Annotated in this window: 16 protein-coding genes; 10 read left to right on the plus strand and 6 right to left on the minus strand. The window is 57.2% G+C overall.

From position 1 onward, the window contains the following. Positions 1 to 11 precede the first annotated feature (11 nt). From mnmG to ACN0SC_RS12960, 4 genes are read left to right on the plus strand one after another with little or no spacing between them, the layout of a single operon-like run. The gene (gene mnmG, locus ACN0SC_RS12945; protein ID WP_417250101.1) at positions 12 to 1,880 is read left to right on the plus strand and encodes a tRNA uridine-5-carboxymethylaminomethyl(34) synthesis enzyme MnmG; all 1,869 of its coding nucleotides are present in this window, start codon (positions 12 to 14) and stop codon (positions 1,878 to 1,880) included. Beyond that, positions 1,880 to 2,497, plus strand: coding sequence for a 16S rRNA (guanine(527)-N(7))-methyltransferase RsmG (gene rsmG / locus ACN0SC_RS12950; protein ID WP_417250102.1), 618 nt, complete (start codon positions 1,880 to 1,882; stop codon positions 2,495 to 2,497). The genes mnmG and rsmG overlap by 1 nt, the downstream gene beginning before the upstream one ends. Next, positions 2,490 to 3,299 carry a ParA family protein gene (locus ACN0SC_RS12955; protein WP_417250103.1) on the plus strand — a complete coding sequence of 270 codons (810 nt, stop codon included), beginning with the start codon at positions 2,490 to 2,492 and terminating at the stop codon, positions 3,297 to 3,299. Before rsmG ends, ACN0SC_RS12955 begins: the two co-directional genes overlap by 8 nt. Beyond that, a complete protein-coding gene (locus tag ACN0SC_RS12960) occupies positions 3,292 to 4,209 on the plus strand; it encodes a ParB/RepB/Spo0J family partition protein (protein ID WP_417250104.1) in 918 nt (305 codons plus the stop codon). Before ACN0SC_RS12955 ends, ACN0SC_RS12960 begins: the two co-directional genes overlap by 8 nt. On the opposite strand, the gene hemW is transcribed toward ACN0SC_RS12960, so the two are convergent. Genes hemW through rph form a run of 3 tightly spaced genes read right to left on the minus strand, consistent with a single transcriptional unit; the run spans position 4,206 to position 6,701 of the window. Further along, a complete protein-coding gene (gene hemW, locus ACN0SC_RS12965) occupies positions 4,206 to 5,360 on the minus strand; it encodes a radical SAM family heme chaperone HemW (RefSeq protein ID WP_417250105.1) in 1,155 nt (384 codons plus the stop codon). The genes ACN0SC_RS12960 and hemW overlap by 4 nt on opposite strands. Positions 5,361 to 5,364: 4 nt before the next feature. After that, positions 5,365 to 5,988: an RdgB/HAM1 family non-canonical purine NTP pyrophosphatase gene (gene rdgB, locus ACN0SC_RS12970; RefSeq protein ID WP_417250106.1), complete on the minus strand. Its 624-nt coding sequence runs from the start codon at positions 5,986 to 5,988 to the stop codon at positions 5,365 to 5,367. Then, positions 5,988 to 6,701, minus strand: coding sequence for a ribonuclease PH (gene rph / locus ACN0SC_RS12975; RefSeq protein WP_417250107.1), 714 nt, complete (start codon positions 6,699 to 6,701; stop codon positions 5,988 to 5,990). The genes rdgB and rph overlap by 1 nt, the downstream gene beginning before the upstream one ends. Positions 6,702 to 6,819: 118 nt before the next feature. Here rph and hrcA point away from each other — a divergent pair, with 118 nt between their 5' ends. Further along, positions 6,820 to 7,884: a heat-inducible transcriptional repressor HrcA gene (hrcA, locus tag ACN0SC_RS12980; RefSeq protein ID WP_417250108.1), complete on the plus strand. Its 1,065-nt coding sequence runs from the start codon at positions 6,820 to 6,822 to the stop codon at positions 7,882 to 7,884. Between the two features lie 10 nt (positions 7,885 to 7,894). Continuing rightward, a complete protein-coding gene (locus tag ACN0SC_RS12985; protein ID WP_417250109.1) occupies positions 7,895 to 8,458 on the plus strand; it encodes a nucleotide exchange factor GrpE in 564 nt (187 codons plus the stop codon). On the opposite strand, the gene mutS is transcribed toward ACN0SC_RS12985, so the two are convergent. Then, positions 8,455 to 11,082: a DNA mismatch repair protein MutS gene (gene mutS / locus ACN0SC_RS12990; RefSeq protein ID WP_417250289.1), complete on the minus strand. Its 2,628-nt coding sequence runs from the start codon at positions 11,080 to 11,082 to the stop codon at positions 8,455 to 8,457. The two genes, ACN0SC_RS12985 and mutS, sit on opposite strands and share 4 nt — an antisense overlap. Positions 11,083 to 11,250: 168 nt before the next feature. Between mutS and ACN0SC_RS12995 the strand changes: the two genes are divergently transcribed. Together ACN0SC_RS12995 and ACN0SC_RS13000 are read left to right on the plus strand one after the other, a co-directional pair. After that, positions 11,251 to 13,512 carry an NADP-dependent malic enzyme gene (locus ACN0SC_RS12995; RefSeq protein WP_417250110.1) on the plus strand — a complete coding sequence of 754 codons (2,262 nt, stop codon included), beginning with the start codon at positions 11,251 to 11,253 and terminating at the stop codon, positions 13,510 to 13,512. Positions 13,513 to 13,528: 16 nt separating this feature from the next. Then, entirely contained in the window at positions 13,529 to 14,398 is an 870-nt protein-coding gene (locus ACN0SC_RS13000) for a ribokinase (RefSeq protein WP_417250111.1), read from the plus strand. A 116-nt stretch (positions 14,399 to 14,514) separates the two neighbouring features. On the opposite strand, the gene ACN0SC_RS13005 is transcribed toward ACN0SC_RS13000, so the two are convergent. Continuing rightward, on the minus strand, positions 14,515 to 15,738 hold the full coding sequence (locus ACN0SC_RS13005; protein ID WP_417250112.1) for an argininosuccinate synthase: 1,224 nt from the start codon (positions 15,736 to 15,738) through the stop codon (positions 14,515 to 14,517). A gap of 137 nt (positions 15,739 to 15,875) precedes the next feature. Between ACN0SC_RS13005 and ACN0SC_RS13010 the strand changes: the two genes are divergently transcribed. Next, a complete protein-coding gene (locus tag ACN0SC_RS13010) occupies positions 15,876 to 16,607 on the plus strand; it encodes a hypothetical protein (protein ID WP_417250113.1) in 732 nt (243 codons plus the stop codon). Beyond that, on the plus strand, positions 16,604 to 17,851 hold the full coding sequence (gene ilvA / locus ACN0SC_RS13015) for a threonine ammonia-lyase IlvA (RefSeq protein ID WP_417250114.1): 1,248 nt from the start codon (positions 16,604 to 16,606) through the stop codon (positions 17,849 to 17,851). Before ACN0SC_RS13010 ends, ilvA begins: the two co-directional genes overlap by 4 nt. An 18-nt stretch (positions 17,852 to 17,869) precedes the next feature. On the opposite strand, the gene ACN0SC_RS13020 is transcribed toward ilvA, so the two are convergent. Beyond that, on the minus strand, positions 17,870 to 18,202 hold the full coding sequence (locus ACN0SC_RS13020; protein ID WP_417250115.1) for an Hpt domain-containing protein: 333 nt from the start codon (positions 18,200 to 18,202) through the stop codon (positions 17,870 to 17,872). Positions 18,203 to 18,308: the final 106 nt, after the last annotated feature.

The raw sequence follows: 18,308 nt of genomic DNA on the forward strand, positions 1-18,308 counted from the left end.
GAGTGTTTCACGTGAAACATCGCGATTTTGATGTTGTGGTGGTTGGTGCTGGCCACGCGGGGTGTGACGCAGCGGCGGCTGCGGCGCGCGTGGGTGTGCGAACAGCACTCGTCACGTTGAAGACCGAGAATATCGGTGTGATGTCCTGCAATCCCGCCATAGGTGGCTTGGGGAAGGGGCATCTTGTCCGCGAAGTCGATGCGCTGGATGGCCTCATGGGGCGTGTCGCGGATCGCGCGGGTATCCAGTTCCGCCTTCTGAATCGCCGCAAAGGGCCCGCCGTGCAGGGACCACGTGCGCAGGCGGATCGGAAACTCTATCGTTCCGCGATGCAGGCAGCAATTGGCGCAACTGCTAATCTCGAAGTTATCGAGAGCGAAGTCACTGACCTGCTGATGGACGGCGAACGCGTCAGAGGCGTGGTTCTTGGTGACGGGTCCGAGATCAATTGCACGAGCGTTGTTCTAACCACTGGCACCTTTCTGAACGGAATTATCCATATCGGCGATCAGAGGAAGTCTGGTGGACGGATGGGCGACCGACCGTCTATCGCTTTGGCGGATCGTCTTTATGGATTTGGTCTTCCGATGGGACGCCTTAAAACGGGTACGCCGCCGCGTTTGAACGGTAAGACGATCAATTGGAATATTCTTGAAGAGCAGGAAGGGGATAGTGATCCTGTCCTGTTTTCTTTCCTCAACACGACCCCCGACGCGAAACAAATTTCCTGTGGCATTACCCACACGAATGAACAAACCCATGAAATCATTCGTGGAAATTTGGACAAGTCTGCCATGTATGGTGGGCACATTGAGGGTGTTGGTCCGCGCTACTGCCCGTCCATTGAGGATAAGGTGGTCCGATTCGCAGACAAATCTTCACACCAGATCTTTCTGGAGCCCGAGGGACTAGATGTTGATACGGTCTACCCGAACGGCATTTCGACGTCTTTGCCTGTCGATGTACAGGAGGCCTATGTCCGCTCCATTCGCGGTCTTGAAGACGTTGAAATCGAACAGCCTGGCTATGCGATTGAATACGACTACGTCGATCCGCGCGCGCTTAAACTGACGCTTGAGCTTCGTGATGTGAGTGGGTTGTTCCTTGCAGGGCAGATCAACGGGACAACCGGCTACGAAGAAGCCGCCGCGCAGGGTTTGGTTGCTGGGCTGAATGCTGCAAAACGCGCTAAAGATGAGGCGCAGGAAGTGTTTTCCCGAACTGACAGCTATATCGGCGTCATGATCGATGACCTTGTGACGCGCGGCGTGACCGAACCTTACCGGATGTTTACCTCTCGCGCCGAGTTCCGCCTGTCGCTTCGTGCCGATAACGCGGATCAAAGGCTTACGGAAAAGGGGATTTCCTTGGGTCTGGTAGGGGAGGCACGGCAAACTGCCTTCGCGACTAAGATGGACTCTCTCACGAAATGTCGCGCATTGCTCGACTCAGCAGAGTACACGCCGAAAGAACTACGCGCCGCGGGGATCGTGGTGAGCGAAGACGGATCCCGTCGCACGGCGTTTCAGGTCCTTTCGTTTCCCAATGTAGGGTTTTCTGACCTAGTTTCGCTCAATGGCGATTTCGATTCCGTGCCTGAGCCAATTCGGGAGCAGATCGAGAAAGATGCGCTCTACGCCAACTATATCGAACGTCAGCAGCGAGATGTTGAAACGCTTAAGCGAGATGAGGCGGAGCTTATTCCGTCTGATTTCGATTACGAGGGCCTCAAGGGGCTTTCTAACGAGCTATTGGCAAAACTGAAGGCAGCGCGGCCCCAGACAATCGCGCAAGCGTTGAGGGTCGAAGGTATGACGCCCGCCGCCGCGACGCTGATTCTCGCGCGGATGCGTCAATTGCAGCGGGCGAAAGCGAGCTAATGCAGGACTTGAGCGTAGCCGGACTGAGTGTTTCACGTGAAACAATTGAGCGCCTAGAGGCGTATCTTGCGTTATTGAGGAAGTGGAATCCCGCCATTAACCTCGTTTCCAAGAATACCTTGGATGCAGCGTGGGAGCGGCATTTCATCGATTCTGCGCAGCTCTTCGCATTGGCGCCGAAAGGGGAGGGCCACTGGGTCGATCTCGGAACCGGTGGCGGCTTCCCTGGAATGGTGTGCGCCATCATCTCGGCGGAAGTCACACCAGAACGAACCTTTACAATGATTGAATCAGATCAGCGAAAGGCCACCTTTCTCCGCACGGTTGCGCGTGAGGTCGAGGTTCCAGTCACGGTGTTGTCTGAACGAGTTGAGCAAGCTCATCCCGCCAATGCCCAAGTACTTTCCGCGCGCGCGTTGGCATCGCTTGCCGACCTTATCGGCTTCGCGCACAGACATCTCGCCTCAGACGGCGTGGCCTTTTTTCCTAAAGGTGCGCGGCATGCAAATGAGCTTGCGGAATCGCAGAAATCGTGGCGCTTTAAGTATCAAGAACATCCCAGTGTAACTGACGCGGAAGCCGTAATTTTTGAAATCGGAGATATCGAACGTGCCTGATCCTACACGACCCCCAGGGCCCACAATCATCTCTGTTGCCAACCAAAAGGGTGGGGTCGGAAAAACCACAACGACGATCAACCTCTCGGCCGCATTGGTAGAACTGGGTTATCGCGTCCTTGTCGTGGATCTCGATCCGCAAGGGAACGCATCGACGGGGCTGGGAATCGCCGCCGATGATCGCGAATACACGACATATGATCTTCTTCTGGGCGATATCGACATTCACGACACCATCCAGACAACGGATACCAAGGGGCTATGGATCATCCCCGCAACCGTAGACCTGAGTTCCGCTGATCTCGAAATGGTGGCCAATGAGAAACGAAGCTTTCTGTTGCGCGACGCTTTACGGCAGCGTGCTTTGGATAGTTATGCCATTGATTTCATTCTCGTTGACTGCCCGCCGTCGCTGAGCCTTCTGACCGTCAACGCGATGGTCGCTTCCGATTCCGTGCTTGTCCCGCTCCAGAGCGAGTTCTTCGCTCTCGAAGGGCTGTCGCAACTTATCACGACCGTTCGCGAAGTGCGGCACGCGGCCAACCCACATCTGCGGATCGAGGGGATTGTGCTCACGATGTATGATCAGCGAAACAACCTGTCGAAGCAGGTTGAGGCGGATGCGCGGGAGAACCTTGGCGAATTGGTTTTCAAAACCGTAATTCCGCGCAATGTGCGCATTAGCGAAGCACCATCTTTCGCTTTGCCCGTGATTGACTATGATCCGACCTCAAAGGGCGCTGTCGCATATCGCGCTCTCGCAAAAGAACTCTCGAGCAGGAAAAGGGTCCAAAATGGCTGAAAACAGCAATTCCAGCAAAAAACGTGGCCTGGGTCGCGGGCTATCTTCGCTTATGGCTGACGTGGGCACCGCCGCGGCCACCACGGCTCCCACAGAGACTGCCGAGGCGCGGGCCGATCAAGTCGTTCCAATCGAGAAAATCGAGCCAAATCCTGAACAGCCACGTCGAAAGTTCGACGAGGAGAAAATCAAGGAACTGTCCAGCTCGATCTCCGAAAAGGGTCTGATCCAGCCAATTATCGTCCGTCCGAACCCAAGACGGCAGGGCGCTTACGAAATTGTGGCGGGGGAGCGCCGTTGGCGCGCGTCGCAAATGGCAAAGCTCCATGAGCTGCCTGTCATCATTCGGGATTACGACGATACCGAAGTCCTTGAAGTCGCCATCATCGAGAACATCCAGCGCGCCGATCTGAATTCGATTGAAGAGGCCGCTGGCTACGCGCAGTTGATGAGCAAGTTCGGGCATACGCAGGAACAACTCGCCGAAGCGCTCGGGAAGAGCCGCAGTCACATCGCAAACATGATGCGTTTGTTGCAACTGCCCGATGATGTGCAGACCTTTGTCGAGGAGGGCAAGCTCTCCGCAGGACATGCGCGCGCACTTATCACTGCTGAAAACCCGTCCGAGTTGGCGCGGGAAGTGATTCGCCGCGGTCTGTCCGTTCGCGAGACGGAAAAGCTCGCGAAGGGTCCGAAGCAGAAAAAATCCCAAACGGGGCAGCGCGCAAAACGCGGAGCGGAAAAAGACGCCGATACGCGGGCTTTGGAGAGCGATTTGAGCGCCGCTGTCGGCTTGAAAGTCACAATCGCGCACACGGAAGGGACCGAAAGTGGCACCGTGACGCTGAATTACTCGTCTCTCGACGAGCTTGATGAGATTTGCGGACTTCTGTCGCGCGGACGCTCTTAATCTACGAGCAAGTCGCGAAGGATCGCGTTGAGGAGCGGGCGTCCCTTTGGTGTAACCTGAAGGTGCGTTTCGCTTCTCATGATGAGGCAGAAATCACGTAATTCATTGATTTTATTTAACAAAAGAGTCTGATGATGGTCAGGTATGCGCCGCAGGTCGATTCCTTGTGTCGTTCTTAGTCCCATCATCAGATATTCGTTTGTTTGATCGTCGAGGGGTAGGGCGGTGGAGGTAAGATCGCCGTTTCCACTTTTTGCGACCCGGTCAAGCCATGCGGCAGGCAGCAAAGGCGTGTCGGTCGCGTGCTTAATTCCGTCCAGAGTAAGACGCCCGTGCGCACCAGGACCGATGCCCGCGTAATCACCGTAATTCCAGTAAATCAGGTTATGGCGGCTTTCCATGTCGGGTTCAGCGTGATTGGAAATCTCGTAGGCGGGGAGACCCTCGGCCTCACAAATGGCTTGGGTCAGCTCATACATATCCGCCGAGAGATCCTCATCAGGCAGGCCACGCAGTTTCCCTGCGTTGTAGCGATCTCCGAATGCTGTGCCTTGTTCGACGGTCAGTTGATAGAGCGAGATATGACCCGCCGCCATCTTTAAGGCTTCCCGCAGTTCCGTTTCCCATTGCGACAACGTTTGATCCTGACGCGCATAAATCAGGTCGAAAGTGCTGCGGGGGAACACGTCTTGTGCAATCGCAATCGCACGGCGTGCTTCGTCGACGGAATGAAGCCGTCCTAGACGACGCAGGTCTTCACCGTTGAGCGCCTGAACACCAAGAGACACACGATTCACGCCCGCACTGTAGTAGCCTTCGAAGCGATCCGCCTCGACAGAACTCGGGTTGGCTTCCAGCGTGATCTCGACATCGTTGGATAGAGACCAGTTCTTCCGCACGCGATCAAGGATCGCACCGACCAACTCGGGGTCCATGAGAGAAGGGGTGCCGCCCCCGAAATAGATGGAACGAACAACGCGACCCTGTGTCAGGGACGCAATGCGGTCAATTTCGGAAAGGTAGGCGGTCTGCCATTGTGACTGGTCAATGGATGCGGAAACATGGGAATTGAAGTCGCAATAGGGGCATTTGGACTGACAGAACGGCCAGTGAAAATAGACCCCAAACCCGCCTAATTCCCAATCTTCCACGGCTCTAGGACCGTTTCAGGTTGGCAAAGGGACCATTGACGAGCAATTCAAACGCACGGGCACGATGGCTCATGGCGTGCTTTTGTTCGGGATCCATTTCACCAAAGGTCTGATCAAAACCAGTCGGAACAAAAATAGGGTCAAAACCGAACCCGTTCGCGCCCCGCATGGGCCACGTCAGGTGGCCTTCCACGCGCCCCTCGAAAATCTCGTCATGACCGTCGGGCCACGCCAGACAAAGAGTGGCACAGAAACGCGCGGTGCGCGGCTCGGGTGCGTTCCTTTCTTCGAGGAGGGTCCAGACTTTCTCCATCGCCATGGGGAAGTCTCGCCCGTTCGGTGTTTCAGCCCAATCGGCCGTATAGACACCTGGAGCACCGTCGAGCGCGTCGACCATGATCCCGCTGTCGTCGGAGAGGGCGGGCAATCCACTCTTTTTCGCGGCGTAATGCGCTTTGATCCGCGCATTGCCAGAAAAAGTGGACTCGGTTTCCTCGGGCTCATCGAACCCGAGGTCACCAGCCGAAATAACCTCCACGCCAAATGGCGCGAGCAGCGCTCCAATCTCACGCACTTTCCCCGCGTTGTGGGTTGCGAGGACCAGTTTGTCGCCGTCGAACGCTCGCATTAGGCTACCGCTGCGTTCTGTGCGGCCACGAGCTCCGCGATGCCTTTGTCCGCAAGGTCGAGCAGCGCATTCAATTCGTCACGCGAATATGTCGCACCTTCGGCACTCATCTGCGTTTCAACCATCTGCCCGTTAGCCAGCATGATGAAATTCCCATCAACACCCGCTTCGCTGTCTTCGGGATAGTCGAGGTCAAGAACGGGCTGACCCGCATAGATCCCGCAGGACACAGCCGCCACATTGGAAATCAGCGGGTCGGACGAAATGTCGCCAGCCTTCAACAACTTGTTCACCGCAAGGCGCAGCGCGACCCAACCACCCGTGATCGACGCGCAGCGTGTCCCGCCATCGGCCTGAATAACGTCGCAATCCACAGTGATTTGACGTTCACCGAGAGCCACACGATCCACACCCGCACGCAGCGAACGGCCGATAAGGCGTTGAATTTCAACGGTGCGACCGCCTTGTTTGCCTGCGGCAGCCTCACGACGCATCCGCGATGTGGTGGAGCGCGGCAGCATTCCGTATTCAGCAGTCACCCAGCCCTGACCCGAATTGCGCATGAAGGGCGGGACGCGCTCTTCAATCGTGGCAGTACACAGCACATGGGTATCGCCACAGCGGATCATGCAGGACCCTTCGGCATGTTTGGTAACGCCAGTTTCAATTGAAATCGCGCGCATCTCGTCTAGGTTTCGTCCAGAAGGTCGCATGGTCTATCCTTTGATCAATTCCGACCCCACATAACGAAGGGCACACAAACGGCGCAACCCTCATTGACGCCCCCGCTGCATCACTTTTAATGAGTAAACCAGAGTGATTGGGACGAGTATGTCAGATAAAGCCAATATGATCGCGGAACTGAGCGACCGATCGCGTGAGGTATTCCGTCGCGTCGTCGAGGGCTATCTCGACAGCGGCGAACCCATTGGATCGCGCACCGTGACACGCACCATGTCCGAAACGGTCTCGGCGGCCACCATTCGCAACGTGATGCAGGATCTCGAGTATCTCGGCCTGTTGGGCAGCCCGCATGTCTCTGCTGGTCGCGTTCCGACGCAGATGGGCCTGCGGCTCTTCGTTGACGGGCTCTTGGAGGTCGGAACGGTCTCGGACGATGTCCGTGCCCACATGCGCGATACCGTCGACGGAACATCTCAGGACGTCTCCCGTATGCTTGATAGCGTGGGAAACGCTCTGTCTGGCGTGACGAATGGCGCGAGCCTCGTGCTTGCTCCGAAACACGAGGCACCCATCAAGCACCTTGATTTCGTGTCTCTTTCACCCGAACGCGCGTTGGTTGTTCTGGTCTTTGCCGATGGACACGTGGAAAACCGTGTCTTCGTCCCGCCACCAGGTCAAACCCCGTCGTCTATGCGGGAGGCCGCGAACTTCTTGAACTCGGCGATCGAGGGAAAAACCCTCTCCGAACTGAAAACCGTGGTGGAACGCGAGATCAAAGCGCGACGCCGCGAGTTGGACACACTGGCCGCTGAACTCATCGAAAGCGGCGATGCCTTCTGGGTGAACGAGGGGTCGAACTACGAACGCCTGATCGTGCGCGGACGATCACACCTCATCGAAACCGCCGATCAAGCCGAGGATCTCGATCGCATCCGTTCTCTCTTCGACGACCTCGAAAAAAAGCGAGATATTGCCGAATTCCTCGAACTCACGGACGAAGGGGACGGTGTGCGTATTTTTATTGGATCAGAGAACAAACTTTTTTCTCTTTCGGGTTCCTCTTTGGTGGTTTCTCCATATATGAACGCGGATCGTAAGATAATCGGTGCCGTGGGTGTCATCGGGCCGACTCGCCTCAACTATGGGCGGATCGTCCCTATTGTCGACTACACGGCGCAACTTGTCGGACGCATTCTGTCCAGCAAGGCGTGAGAGGAATAAAATGACCGACCCGAAAAAAGACACTTCGGAAGACCTGGAAATCGACCTCACCCAAGAACCCGAAGAGGTTTCTTTGGATGTAGAGGACGAGCAGGACGAAGACCCGATTGCCGCCCTTGAAGCCGAGCGTGACGAGTTCCGTGATCGCTTCATGCGTGCGATGGCTGATGCCGAAAACGTGCGCAAGCGTGCGGAACGTGACCGCCGCGAGGCTGAAAACTACGGTGGCTCGAAGCTGGCACGCGACATGCTGCCCGTTTTCGACAACCTCAAGCGAGCGATTGAGGCGATCACCGACGAACAGCGTGAGGCTCAGGCTGCGCTGATCGAGGGGATCGAATTGACGATGCGTGAATTGACCTCCGTGTTTAACAAGCACGGGATCGAGGTCATTGCACCTGAAGTGGGTGACGCATTCGACCCGCAATTCCACGAAGCCATGTTCGAAGCACCCGTGCCGAACACGAAAGCGGGCGACATCATTCAGGTGATGAACGTCGGCTTCATGATCCACGACCGCCTGCTGCGACCCGCACAGGTAGGCGTTAGCTCAACACCCGCTTAACTGTCCGCGAGCTTCTTGAGCTCGTAAAGCAGATCCAACGCATCGCGTGGCGTAAGCTCGTCGGGAAGTATCCCGGCGAGCTTTTCTTCGACTTCGCTTGATTGTGTGGGCGCTGGCGCAGGGCGCGGAGCGGGTGTCGCCGAGAACAGGGGCAGGTCGTCAATTACGGCCTTGGGTGAAGTCGCTGCCTCGGATTGCCCTTTCTCAAGCGATTCAAGCACAATGCGCGCGCGTTCCACTACCGTGGGTGGAAGACCTGCCAGCTTGGCCACTTGCACACCATAGGATCGGTCGGCTTTGCCCTTCGTGACTTCGTGGAGGAAGATCACCTCGCCGTCCCATTCCTTAACCGTGACGGTTGCATTCTCAGCACCCGCCAGACGTTCCGAAAGCGCGGTCATCTCGTGGTAATGCGTCGCAAAGAGCCCGCGACATTTGTTGACTTCATGCAGATGTTCCAACGTTGCCCATGCAATCGAAAGCCCGTCATAGGTCGATGTGCCACGCCCGATTTCATCGAGGATCACCAGCGCCCGATCTTCCGCTTGGTTAAGGATTGCGGCGGTTTCGACCATTTCCACCATGAATGTGGAGCGGCCGCGCGCAAGGTCATCGGAGGCTCCGACCCGTGAAAACAGTTGGGACACGATCCCGATATGCGCGAAATCAGCGGGCACGTAAGACCCCATCTGCGCAATCATCGCGATTAGGGCGTTCTGGCGGAGGAACGTCGATTTACCCGACATGTTCGGACCCGTCAGAAGCCAGATGGAGGCTGCATCGGCATCGGCCGACAGGTCACAATCGTTCGCAACGAAGTTCTCGCCGCCTTGTTGCAGCAGCGCACGTTCGACAACGGGATGGCGGCCTTTCTGGATCACGAACTCCCGACTGTCATCAACAACGGGACGTGACCAGCCTTCAGACCGTGAAAGCTCCCCGAGTGCGGTGCAAAGATCAAATTCCGCAAGCGCCCGCGCGGCCTCGGAAATCTCGCCGCGACGATCCAGAATATGACCCGAAAGTTGCAAAAACAGCGTCTTTTCGATCTCCAGCGCCCGCCCGCCCGCGTTGTGAATTTTGGTCTCAAGCTCACTGAGTTCGAGCGTCGTGAAACGCACCTGATTGGCCGTTGTCTGGCGATGGATGAAGGTCTCGTTCAGCGGCGGGGACAGCATTTTGTCGGCATGGGTTGCCGTGGTCTCGATAAAGTATCCAAGGACGTTGTTGTGTTTGATCTTCAGCGAGGCCACGCCTGACAATTCGGAATATTGCGCCTGAAGCTGCGCAATCACGCCGCGTCCTTCGTCACGTAACTGGCGGCACTCGTCGAGTTCCTCGTGATAGCCCTGCGCGATGTAGCCGCCATCGCGGGCAAGGAGCGGGGGTTCGGCCACCAAAGCCGCCTCAAGGCGGTCCACGAGTTCATCATGCCCTTCGAGCAAATTCGCAGCATTCGAGAGCAATTTGGGCAGGGTTAGGGTCGAAATCAGTTCTGACAACGCCTGCGCCTGCGCCAGCCCGTTGCGGATCGCCGCAAGATCGCGCGGCCCAGCGCGTTCTAGGCCGATACGAGACATGGCACGTTCCATGTCGGGCACATTGCGCAGAATATCGCGAACGGCATCGGCCGCATTCCTGTCGTCGAGACAGAAGGCAATCGCATCCAGACGCTCGTTGATTACGTCTACGTCGCAAGAGGGGCTGGACAGGCGGCGCTCCAGCAGACGACCACCAGCCGCAGTCACCGTGCGATCCATCACGGCAACGAGCGAGCCGTTTCTGCCGCCCGACATGGATTGCGAGATTTCAAGATTGCGCCGCGTGGCCGCGTCGATCTGCATCGTGCCGCGCAGCACCTCTTTCACGGGCGGCCTGATGATCGGCAGTTTCCCTTTCTGGGTGATGTCGAGGTAATCGACAATCGCGCCCATCGCGGAAATTTCCGCCCGCTCAAAATTGCCGAATGCATCCAGCGATGCGACGTTGAAAAGCGAGGTGAGCCGATCTGCCGCCGAGGTGGAGTCGAAGGATGCGGGTGCAAGCCGCGTGACGATTTCGTCGAAATCAGACCCTAAACCACCCTCATCAAGCTCTAATGCCTCAGACAGCACCAGTTCCGACGGGTTCAATCGCGCCAGTTCAGGCAGAAGCTTGCTCGCGGGGCAAGGCAACACATGAAAGGCACCCGTCGAGATATCGACCCACGCCAAGGCACCCTCGCCACGCACATCCGAGAAGGCGGCGAGGAAATTGTGGCGGCGCGCGTCGAGCAGGCTTTCTTCCGTCAGCGTGCCTGGCGTCACAAGGCGCACAACATCGCGCTTCACCACCGATTTCGCGCCACGCTTCTTGGCCTCGGCGGGATCTTCCAATTGTTCGCACACCGCAACGCGGAACCCCTTGCGGATCAGCGTCAGCAGGTAGCCCTCGGCGGAATGCACAGGAACGCCGCACATGGGAATGTCGTCACCGTCATGCTTGCCGCGTTTCGTAAGCGCGATATCAAGCGCCTCGGATGCCGCAATCGCGTCGTCGAAGAACAATTCGTAAAAATCACCCATCCGATAAAAGAGCAGCGCGTCGCGATGTCTGGATTTGATTTCCAGAAACTGGGCCATCATCGGCGTTACTTTGGGTTTGGTATCGGACACGGTTTCCCCCACGGATTTCTTGTCGAGCCAACTTAACGTTGCGGGGTGCGGCGTAAAGAGGGTGCGACGTGTTCTTTGTTGAGAAGCGGAGGGTGCACGGCTAAAACGACAGGACTGGCAAAGAGGAGGCCCACCCGAATGCCCAAAGTCAATCAAACCCGTGAGGAAGCACTCAGCTTTCACATGGAACCACGCCCTGGAAAGTTCGATATTTCGCCGAGCGTTCCGATGTCGACCCAACGCGACCTGTCGCTCGCCTATTCTCCTGGCGTGGCTGTGCCCTGCGAAGCCATCGCCGAGAACCCCGAGACCGCCTATGACTACACCAATAAGGGCAACCTTGTTGCGGTGATCTCGAACGGCACGGCTGTGCTCGGTCTTGGCAATCTTGGCGCGCTGGCGTCCAAGCCTGTGATGGAGGGTAAGGCGGTTCTGTTCAAACGCTTTGCCGATGTGAACTCCATCGACATCGAACTCGACACCGAAGATCCCGAAGAGATCATTCAGGCCGTGCGTCTGATGGGACCGAGCTTCGGCGGTATCAACCTCGAAGACATCAAAGCGCCCGAGTGTTTCATCATCGAGCAAACGCTCAAGGAGCAGATGGACATTCCCGTCTTCCACGATGACCAGCACGGCACGGCGGTGATCTGTGCCGCTGGCCTGATCAACGCGCTGCATATTTCAGGAAAGAAAATCGAGGACTGCAAAATCGTCCTCAATGGTGCGGGTGCTGCAGGTATTGCCTGCCTTGAACTGATCAAGGCCATGGGTGCCAAGCATGACAACTGCATCATGTGCGACACCAAAGGCGTGATCTATCAGGGTCGCACCGAAGGCATGAACCAGTGGAAATCGGCCCACGCCGTCGTGACCGAGGCACGCAGCCTGTCCGACGCGATGAAGGATGCCGATGTTTTCCTCGGTGTCTCCGCAAAAGGCGCGGTCACGCAGGAGATGGTGGCTTCCATGGCCCCCAACGCGGTGATCTTTGCCATGGCGAACCCCGATCCCGAGATCACGCCCGAGGATGCTCATGCCGTCCGCGAGGATGTGATCGTGGCAACGGGGCGTTCGGACTATCCCAATCAGGTCAACAACGTGCTTGGCTTCCCCTATCTGTTCCGTGGGGCGCTCGATGTTCATGCGCGTGCGATCAATGACGAGATGAAGATCGCCTGTGCCGAGGCGCTTGCCGCGCTTGCTCGTCAGGATGTTCCCGACGAGGTGGCGCTGGCCTACGGGCGGTCGCTTTCCTTCGGGCGGGACTACATCATTCCGACACCATTCGACCCGCGCTTGATCTACACCATCCCTCCCGCTGTTGCGAAAGCAGGCATGGATACGGGTGTGGCGCGTCGACCAATCGTCGATATGGATCGCTATACACAGGACCTGCAGGCGCGGATGGATCCCACGGCGCAAATTCTGCAAGGGCTCTACGAGCGTGCGCGTCAGGCTCAGGCCACGATGCTCTTTGCCGAAGGTGACGATCCACGCGTGCTTCGTGCGGCCGTGGCCTATCAGCGCGGCGGATACGGAAAGGCGCTTGTCGTTGGCCGTGACGATGACGTGAGAACCAAGCTCGAAGAGGCGGGTCTCGCTGACGCGATGGGCGAGTTGACCATCGTGAACGCCGCCAACACCTCGCATCTCGATGAGTATAAGAGTTTTCTCTACAAGCGCCTGCAACGTTCGGGTCATGACCAGAAAGACATCCACCGTCTTGCTGCGCGGGACCGTCACGCCTTTTCCGCGCTGATGCTCGCGCATGGTCATGCGGATGGGTTGGTGACGGGCGCTACACGTAAATCCGCCCACGTGCTTGATCGTATCAATTCCGTATTCGACGCAAATGCCGAGGATGGCGCTATTGGTGTGAGCGCGCTGATCCATAAGGGGCGAATCGTGTTCATTGCCGATACGCTGGTTCACGAATGGCCCGACGAACACGATCTCGCCGATATTGCCGAAGCCGCCGCGAAAGTTGCACGGGAATTGGGGATCGAGCCGCGTGTGGCTTTCGCCTCCTTCTCGACCTTCGGCTATCCTGTCTCCGAGCGCGCGACCAAGATGCATCTTGCGCCGAAAGTTCTTGATGAACGCAGGGTGGATTTCGAATACGAGGGCGAGATGACCGTCGATGTGGCGCTGAATCCGGATGCCATGGCGTCCTATCCGTTCTGCCGCCTCACCGCGCCCGCCAATATCCTTGTTGTGCCCGCGCGTCACTCGGCGTCGATTTCTGTGAAACTGATGCAGGAAATGGCAGATGCGACCGTTATCGGTCCGATCCTGACAGGAGTCGATAAACCGATCCAGATCTGCTCAACAGTTTCGACGGTGAACGATATCCTGAACATGGCGATTCTTGCGGCATGTAAGGTCGGACAGGCATAACAATCGGGGGCGCGGTATGGCGATCTACAATCTGGGGTCGGTGAACATCGACCATTTCTACGCACTACCGCGCTTGCCCGAACCTGGTGAGACGATCCACGCCACGGAGCATTCGGTTGGTCTGGGCGGCAAGGGCACGAACCAATCCGTTGCCGCCGCGAAAGCGGGTGCGCGTGTATTCCACATCGGTGCCATCGGTAACGCGGATGGATGGGTGCGCGACCGAATGGAGAGCTACGGCGTCGATTGCCGTTTTGTCTCTGCGCTCGACGGGGACACGGGGCACGCGATCATCAATGTGGATGCGCAGGGCGAGAACTCTATCGTTCTCGATCCTGCCGCCAACCATCGTCAGGATTCCGACATGGTGGCCTCCGCGATCGATCACGCGACCGAAACCGATACGCTTCTCCTCCAGAACGAGACGAACCTGCAAGACCACGCGGCGCGTTTTGCCTTGGTGAAGGGAATGCGGGTGATCTACTCCGCTGCGCCTTTTTCCGTCGATGCTGTTCGCGCCGTTCTATCCGAGGTCACGCTTCTGGTGATGAATTCCGTCGAAGCGGCACAACTGACCGAGGCGCTTGGCACCACCTTGGACAAGATCGAGGTGCCGCAACTCATCGTCACCCTCGGCAGCAAGGGCGCGATGTGGCGCTCCAATGAAACGGGCGAGGTGATCGAAGTGCCTTCGCCGAAAGTGACACCTGTCGACACAACGGCGGCGGGCGACACGTTCATCGGCTATGTCGCGGCGGGTCTCGACAAGGGGCTGTCGATCAAGGAAGCGATGGAGTGGGGCGCGCAGGCCGCGGCGCTCAAGGTCACACGACACGGAACCGCCGACGCGATCCCGACCGCCGATGAAGTTGCCGCGTTTGGCTGAGTGGCGCTGGGCAGATTGAAACGAAAAGGGCGCCTCGACGGGCGCCCTTTTGTTTTGGTTGTTGCCCGAAATGTGCCCGACGGATGTCCGACACATGTCCGACGCTTTGCCGTCACCTATTTCAGGCGGCGATTCCGCGCGGCCAGTAGCTTGAGGCGCAGGGCGTTGAGCTGGATAAAGCCCGCTGCATCCTTTTGATCATAGGCGCCTGCATCATCCTCGAAAGTGACATGCGCTTCCGAATAAAGCGAGGCATCCGACCAACGGCCAACAGTCGTCGCGGAGCCTTTATAGAGGCGCAAACGCACAGTGCCCGACACATGTTCTTGGCTCTTGTCGATCGCTGCTTGCAGCATTTCGCGCTCGGGCGAGAACCAGAAACCGTTGTAGATAAGTTCGGCGTAACGGGGCATCAGGCTGTCTTTGAGATGGCCCGCGCCGCTATCGAGCGTGATCTGTTCAATCCCGCGGTGGGCTTCCAGAAGAACCGTGCCGCCGGGCGTTTCATAGATGCCGCGCGACTTCATGCCGACGAAGCGGTTTTCCACAAGATCAAGAACGCCGATCCCGTGTTTTCCGCCCAATTCGTTGAGCTTGGTGAGGATGGTTGCGGGCGACATGGCCTCGCCATTGATCGCAACCGCGTCACCCTTTTCGAAGGTGACTTCGATGTATTCGGGTTCATTCGGAGCCTGCTCGACGGGCACAGTGCGCTGGAGCACGTAATCGGGAGCCTGCTGCGCGGGATCTTCGAGCACTTTGCCTTCGGATGAGGTGTGCAGGAGGTTGGCGTCCACGGAGAAGGGCGCCTCGCCGCGTTTATCTTTTGCGATAGGAATTTGGTTTTTCTCTGCGAAATCAAGCAGTTTGGTGCGCGAGGACAAATCCCATTCGCGCCACGGTGCAATCACCTTGATGTCGGGGTTGAGTGCGTAGGCCGAAAGCTCGAACCGCACTTGGTCGTTGCCTTTACCTGTCGCGCCGTGGGCGACGGCATCGGCACCAGTTTCTTCCGCGATCTCGACAAGACGTTTGGAGATGAGCGGGCGTGCGATGGATGTGCCGAGGAGGTATTGACCCTCGTAAACCGCATTGGCGCGGAACATCGGGAAAACGAAGTCGCGCACGAACTCTTCGCGCACGTCTTCGATGTAGATGTTTTCAGGTTTGATCCCGAGCATCTCGGCTTTAGAACGGGCGGGTTCGAGTTCTTCACCCTGACCGAGGTCGGCAGTAAAGGTCACAACCTCGCAGCCGTATTCGGTCTGTAGCCATTTCAGGATGATGGACGTATCGAGGCCACCAGAGTAGGCAAGGACGACTTTTTTCGGCGCGGACATGGGCGTGCTCCTTTTCGCGGATATCGGACGGGCGATTATCGGTTTTTAGCGGCAAGAGCAAGGTTTTGCGCGGGAATGCTTTCTGAATGCGACAAAAACCCCTAAGTCTTGTCGAAAGCGAATAAGGAGACGGTGATATGGGTGGCTTTGAGCTGGTCAAACGAGCGTTTGGAAGTGTTTTGAATAATCTTGATTCCGCCCTGGCAATTTCGGGGTTGCTCTGGATCGGCCTGATTGCCCTGCAAATCATTGTCGGACCAATCGACCCAGAAAAATTTATGACAATGACCGCAACGCCCGACGAGGTGTTTGGTGCCTTTACGACCGCTATTTCGATGGCAGTGGTGAGCCTTTGGGTCGCTGTGGCATGGCACCGTTTTGTCCTTTTGGGCGAGGCTCCGCGGACGGTGGTGCCAGCGTTTCGTGTTAAGCCGATCCTTGCGTATCTCGGCTGGAGCATCCTGATTGTGTTTGTGCTTAGTCTGGTGTTTTCCGTCGCCTTGGCGGTCCTGTCACCCTTCTATGCCATGCTGTCGCAAGTGGTGGCCGTTTCTGTGTGGCAACTCGCGCTTAGCGTCGTGCTTTCCTACGCCTTCTTCCGCGTGTCGCCCGTTCTTCCTGCTGTAGCCGTGGGCAATTCGGCGTCATTACGTCTGGCATGGAAGCGCACCAAGCCGTTGGCTTCGGACATATGGGGTGTGGCTGTTGTCTTCACATTGATCAGCGTAATCATCCCGTTGCCCGCGATCCTTTTGGGGACGGGCCTGATCGGGGTGATCTACACTTTGGTTTCGGGCTGGGTGATGTTGATGGTGGGTGTGAGCCTGCTCACGACAATCTATCATGAAACAGAAGGTGCCGAGCTGTGACCGATTTCAACCAACGTGCCGAACATGCCGAAACATTGGTGCGGCAGTTGTTCGAACCCACGCCCTGCGCGCGCAATGATCACCTGTCAGCGAAGTTCGGTGCCGATATCTGGCTCAAGCGCGAGGATCTCACGCCTGTGCGTTCATACAAGATCCGTGGCGCGTGGAATGCCATGCATCGTGCGCGCGCCCAGTCGCCTGATATCAACCTCTTCGTCTGCGCTTCGGCAGGCAACCACGCGCAGGGGATGGCATATGCCTGCCGCGAATTTGGTGTGCGGGGTGTCGTGTTCATGCCCGTCACGACCCCGCAGCAGAAGATTGCCAAGACCCGCACATTCGGCGGAGACATGATCGAAATCCGTCTGACGGGTGACTATTTCGATGACACTCTGGCGTCCGCTCAGGAATATTGCGCGGCGGAGGGAGGCCATTTTCTTGCGCCGTTCGACGACGCGGATGTGATCGAGGGGCAAGCCACCACGGCTGTCGAGTTCACTCGACAGATGACCATGCCGCCAGATGTCCTTCTTCTGCCTGTCGGTGGCGGCGGGCTGTCCTCTGGTGTGATCCAATATATCGACAGCGTTTGGCCGCAAACGGAGGTCTTCCTTGTAGAGCCAATGGGCGGCATGTCGCTCGCTGCTGCACTCGATGCTGGGTCTCCAGTGACCTTGGACTCTGTCGACAGTTTCGTCGATGGCGCGGCGGTGGCGCGGATTGGTGCGATGCCGTTCGAAACACTCTCCGCAGTTCCGCGCGATCATGTCTTGGCAGCGCCCGAAGATCGTATCTGTACGACGATGGTGGACATGCTCAATGTCGAAGGCATCGTCCTTGAGCCCGCTGGCGCACTGACAGTCGATGCATTGAAGGACATTGCGGAAGACATCAAAGGAAAGCGCGTCCTCTGTGTCACGTCGGGGGGTAACTTTGACTTCGAGCGGCTTCCCGAGGTTAAGGAACGCGCGCAGCGCTATCTTGGTCTGAAGAAGTATTTCATCCTCAGGCTTCCGCAACGACCAGGTGCATTGCGTGATTTCCTCGATTTACTCGGACCGAATGATGATATTTCCCGTTTCGAGTATCTCAAGAAATCGGCGCGGAACTTCGGCTCGGTGCTGATTGGTATCGAAACGAATGACCCTGCGCATTTCGACGTGTTGTTTTCCAAGATGGAAGAGGCGGGCTTCCCTTATCGCGACATCACCAACGATGAATCGCTCGCGGAATTTGTTCTCTAGCGGCTGTCGGAAATCAGATCAGGCGGGAACTCCATTTGCGAGCCCGTCGAGAAACTGTTGCCTGCTGCGCGCGTAGGCGTCGGCAAGCGCGTCGGTATCTACTTGTTCGCTGGAACCGTTTTTGCACGCCGCTTCGCCAGCAACGCACATGCCCGAGAATATGCCAAACCCAAGGTTGAGGGACGCTCCTTTCAGGAAGTGGAGGGTCTCGGCGAGCGTGCCTCTATCTTTCGATGCGGCCAGTTTGGCAACGGTGGCGTCCATCTCCTGCAGGAAAAGAGGAATCACATCGTCGAAATCCTCTTCGCCAATTTCGTTCATAAGCGTTCGAACACATGCCCAATCAATCATTAGCGCCTCCATGGACCGAAACTATGGAGGCCAAACCTTTCCAACCGATTTCTCGAACAGGCCATTTGCAGACAGTTTTAGATTTAAGCCGCCATTAAACCCATGT

It is taken from the genome of Celeribacter sp. (genome assembly GCF_048261515.1).
Classification (GTDB): domain Bacteria; phylum Pseudomonadota; class Alphaproteobacteria; order Rhodobacterales; family Rhodobacteraceae; genus Celeribacter.

What these genes read in the sequence shown, in the direction of transcription:
- rsmG (WP_417250102.1), top strand. Translation starts at nt 1,880, where the DNA reads ATGCAGGACTTGAGCGTAGCCGGACTGAGTGTTTCACGTGAAACAATT.
- ACN0SC_RS12960 (WP_417250104.1), top strand. Translation starts at nt 3,292, where the DNA reads ATGGCTGAAAACAGCAATTCCAGCAAAAAACGTGGCCTGGGTCGCGGG.
- rdgB (WP_417250106.1), bottom strand. Translation starts at nt 5,988, where the DNA reads ATGCGAGCGTTCGACGGCGACAAACTGGTCCTCGCAACCCACAACGCG.
- rph (WP_417250107.1), bottom strand. Translation starts at nt 6,701, where the DNA reads ATGCGACCTTCTGGACGAAACCTAGACGAGATGCGCGCGATTTCAATT.
- hrcA (WP_417250108.1), top strand. Translation starts at nt 6,820, where the DNA reads ATGTCAGATAAAGCCAATATGATCGCGGAACTGAGCGACCGATCGCGT.
- ACN0SC_RS12985 (WP_417250109.1), top strand. Translation starts at nt 7,895, where the DNA reads ATGACCGACCCGAAAAAAGACACTTCGGAAGACCTGGAAATCGACCTC.
- mutS (WP_417250289.1), bottom strand. Translation starts at nt 11,082, where the DNA reads ATGATGGCCCAGTTTCTGGAAATCAAATCCAGACATCGCGACGCGCTG.
- ACN0SC_RS12995 (WP_417250110.1), top strand. Translation starts at nt 11,251, where the DNA reads ATGCCCAAAGTCAATCAAACCCGTGAGGAAGCACTCAGCTTTCACATG.
- ACN0SC_RS13000 (WP_417250111.1), top strand. Translation starts at nt 13,529, where the DNA reads ATGGCGATCTACAATCTGGGGTCGGTGAACATCGACCATTTCTACGCA.
- ACN0SC_RS13005 (WP_417250112.1), bottom strand. Translation starts at nt 15,738, where the DNA reads ATGTCCGCGCCGAAAAAAGTCGTCCTTGCCTACTCTGGTGGCCTCGAT.
- ACN0SC_RS13010 (WP_417250113.1), top strand. Translation starts at nt 15,876, where the DNA reads ATGGGTGGCTTTGAGCTGGTCAAACGAGCGTTTGGAAGTGTTTTGAAT.
- ACN0SC_RS13020 (WP_417250115.1), bottom strand. Translation starts at nt 18,202, where the DNA reads ATGATTGATTGGGCATGTGTTCGAACGCTTATGAACGAAATTGGCGAA.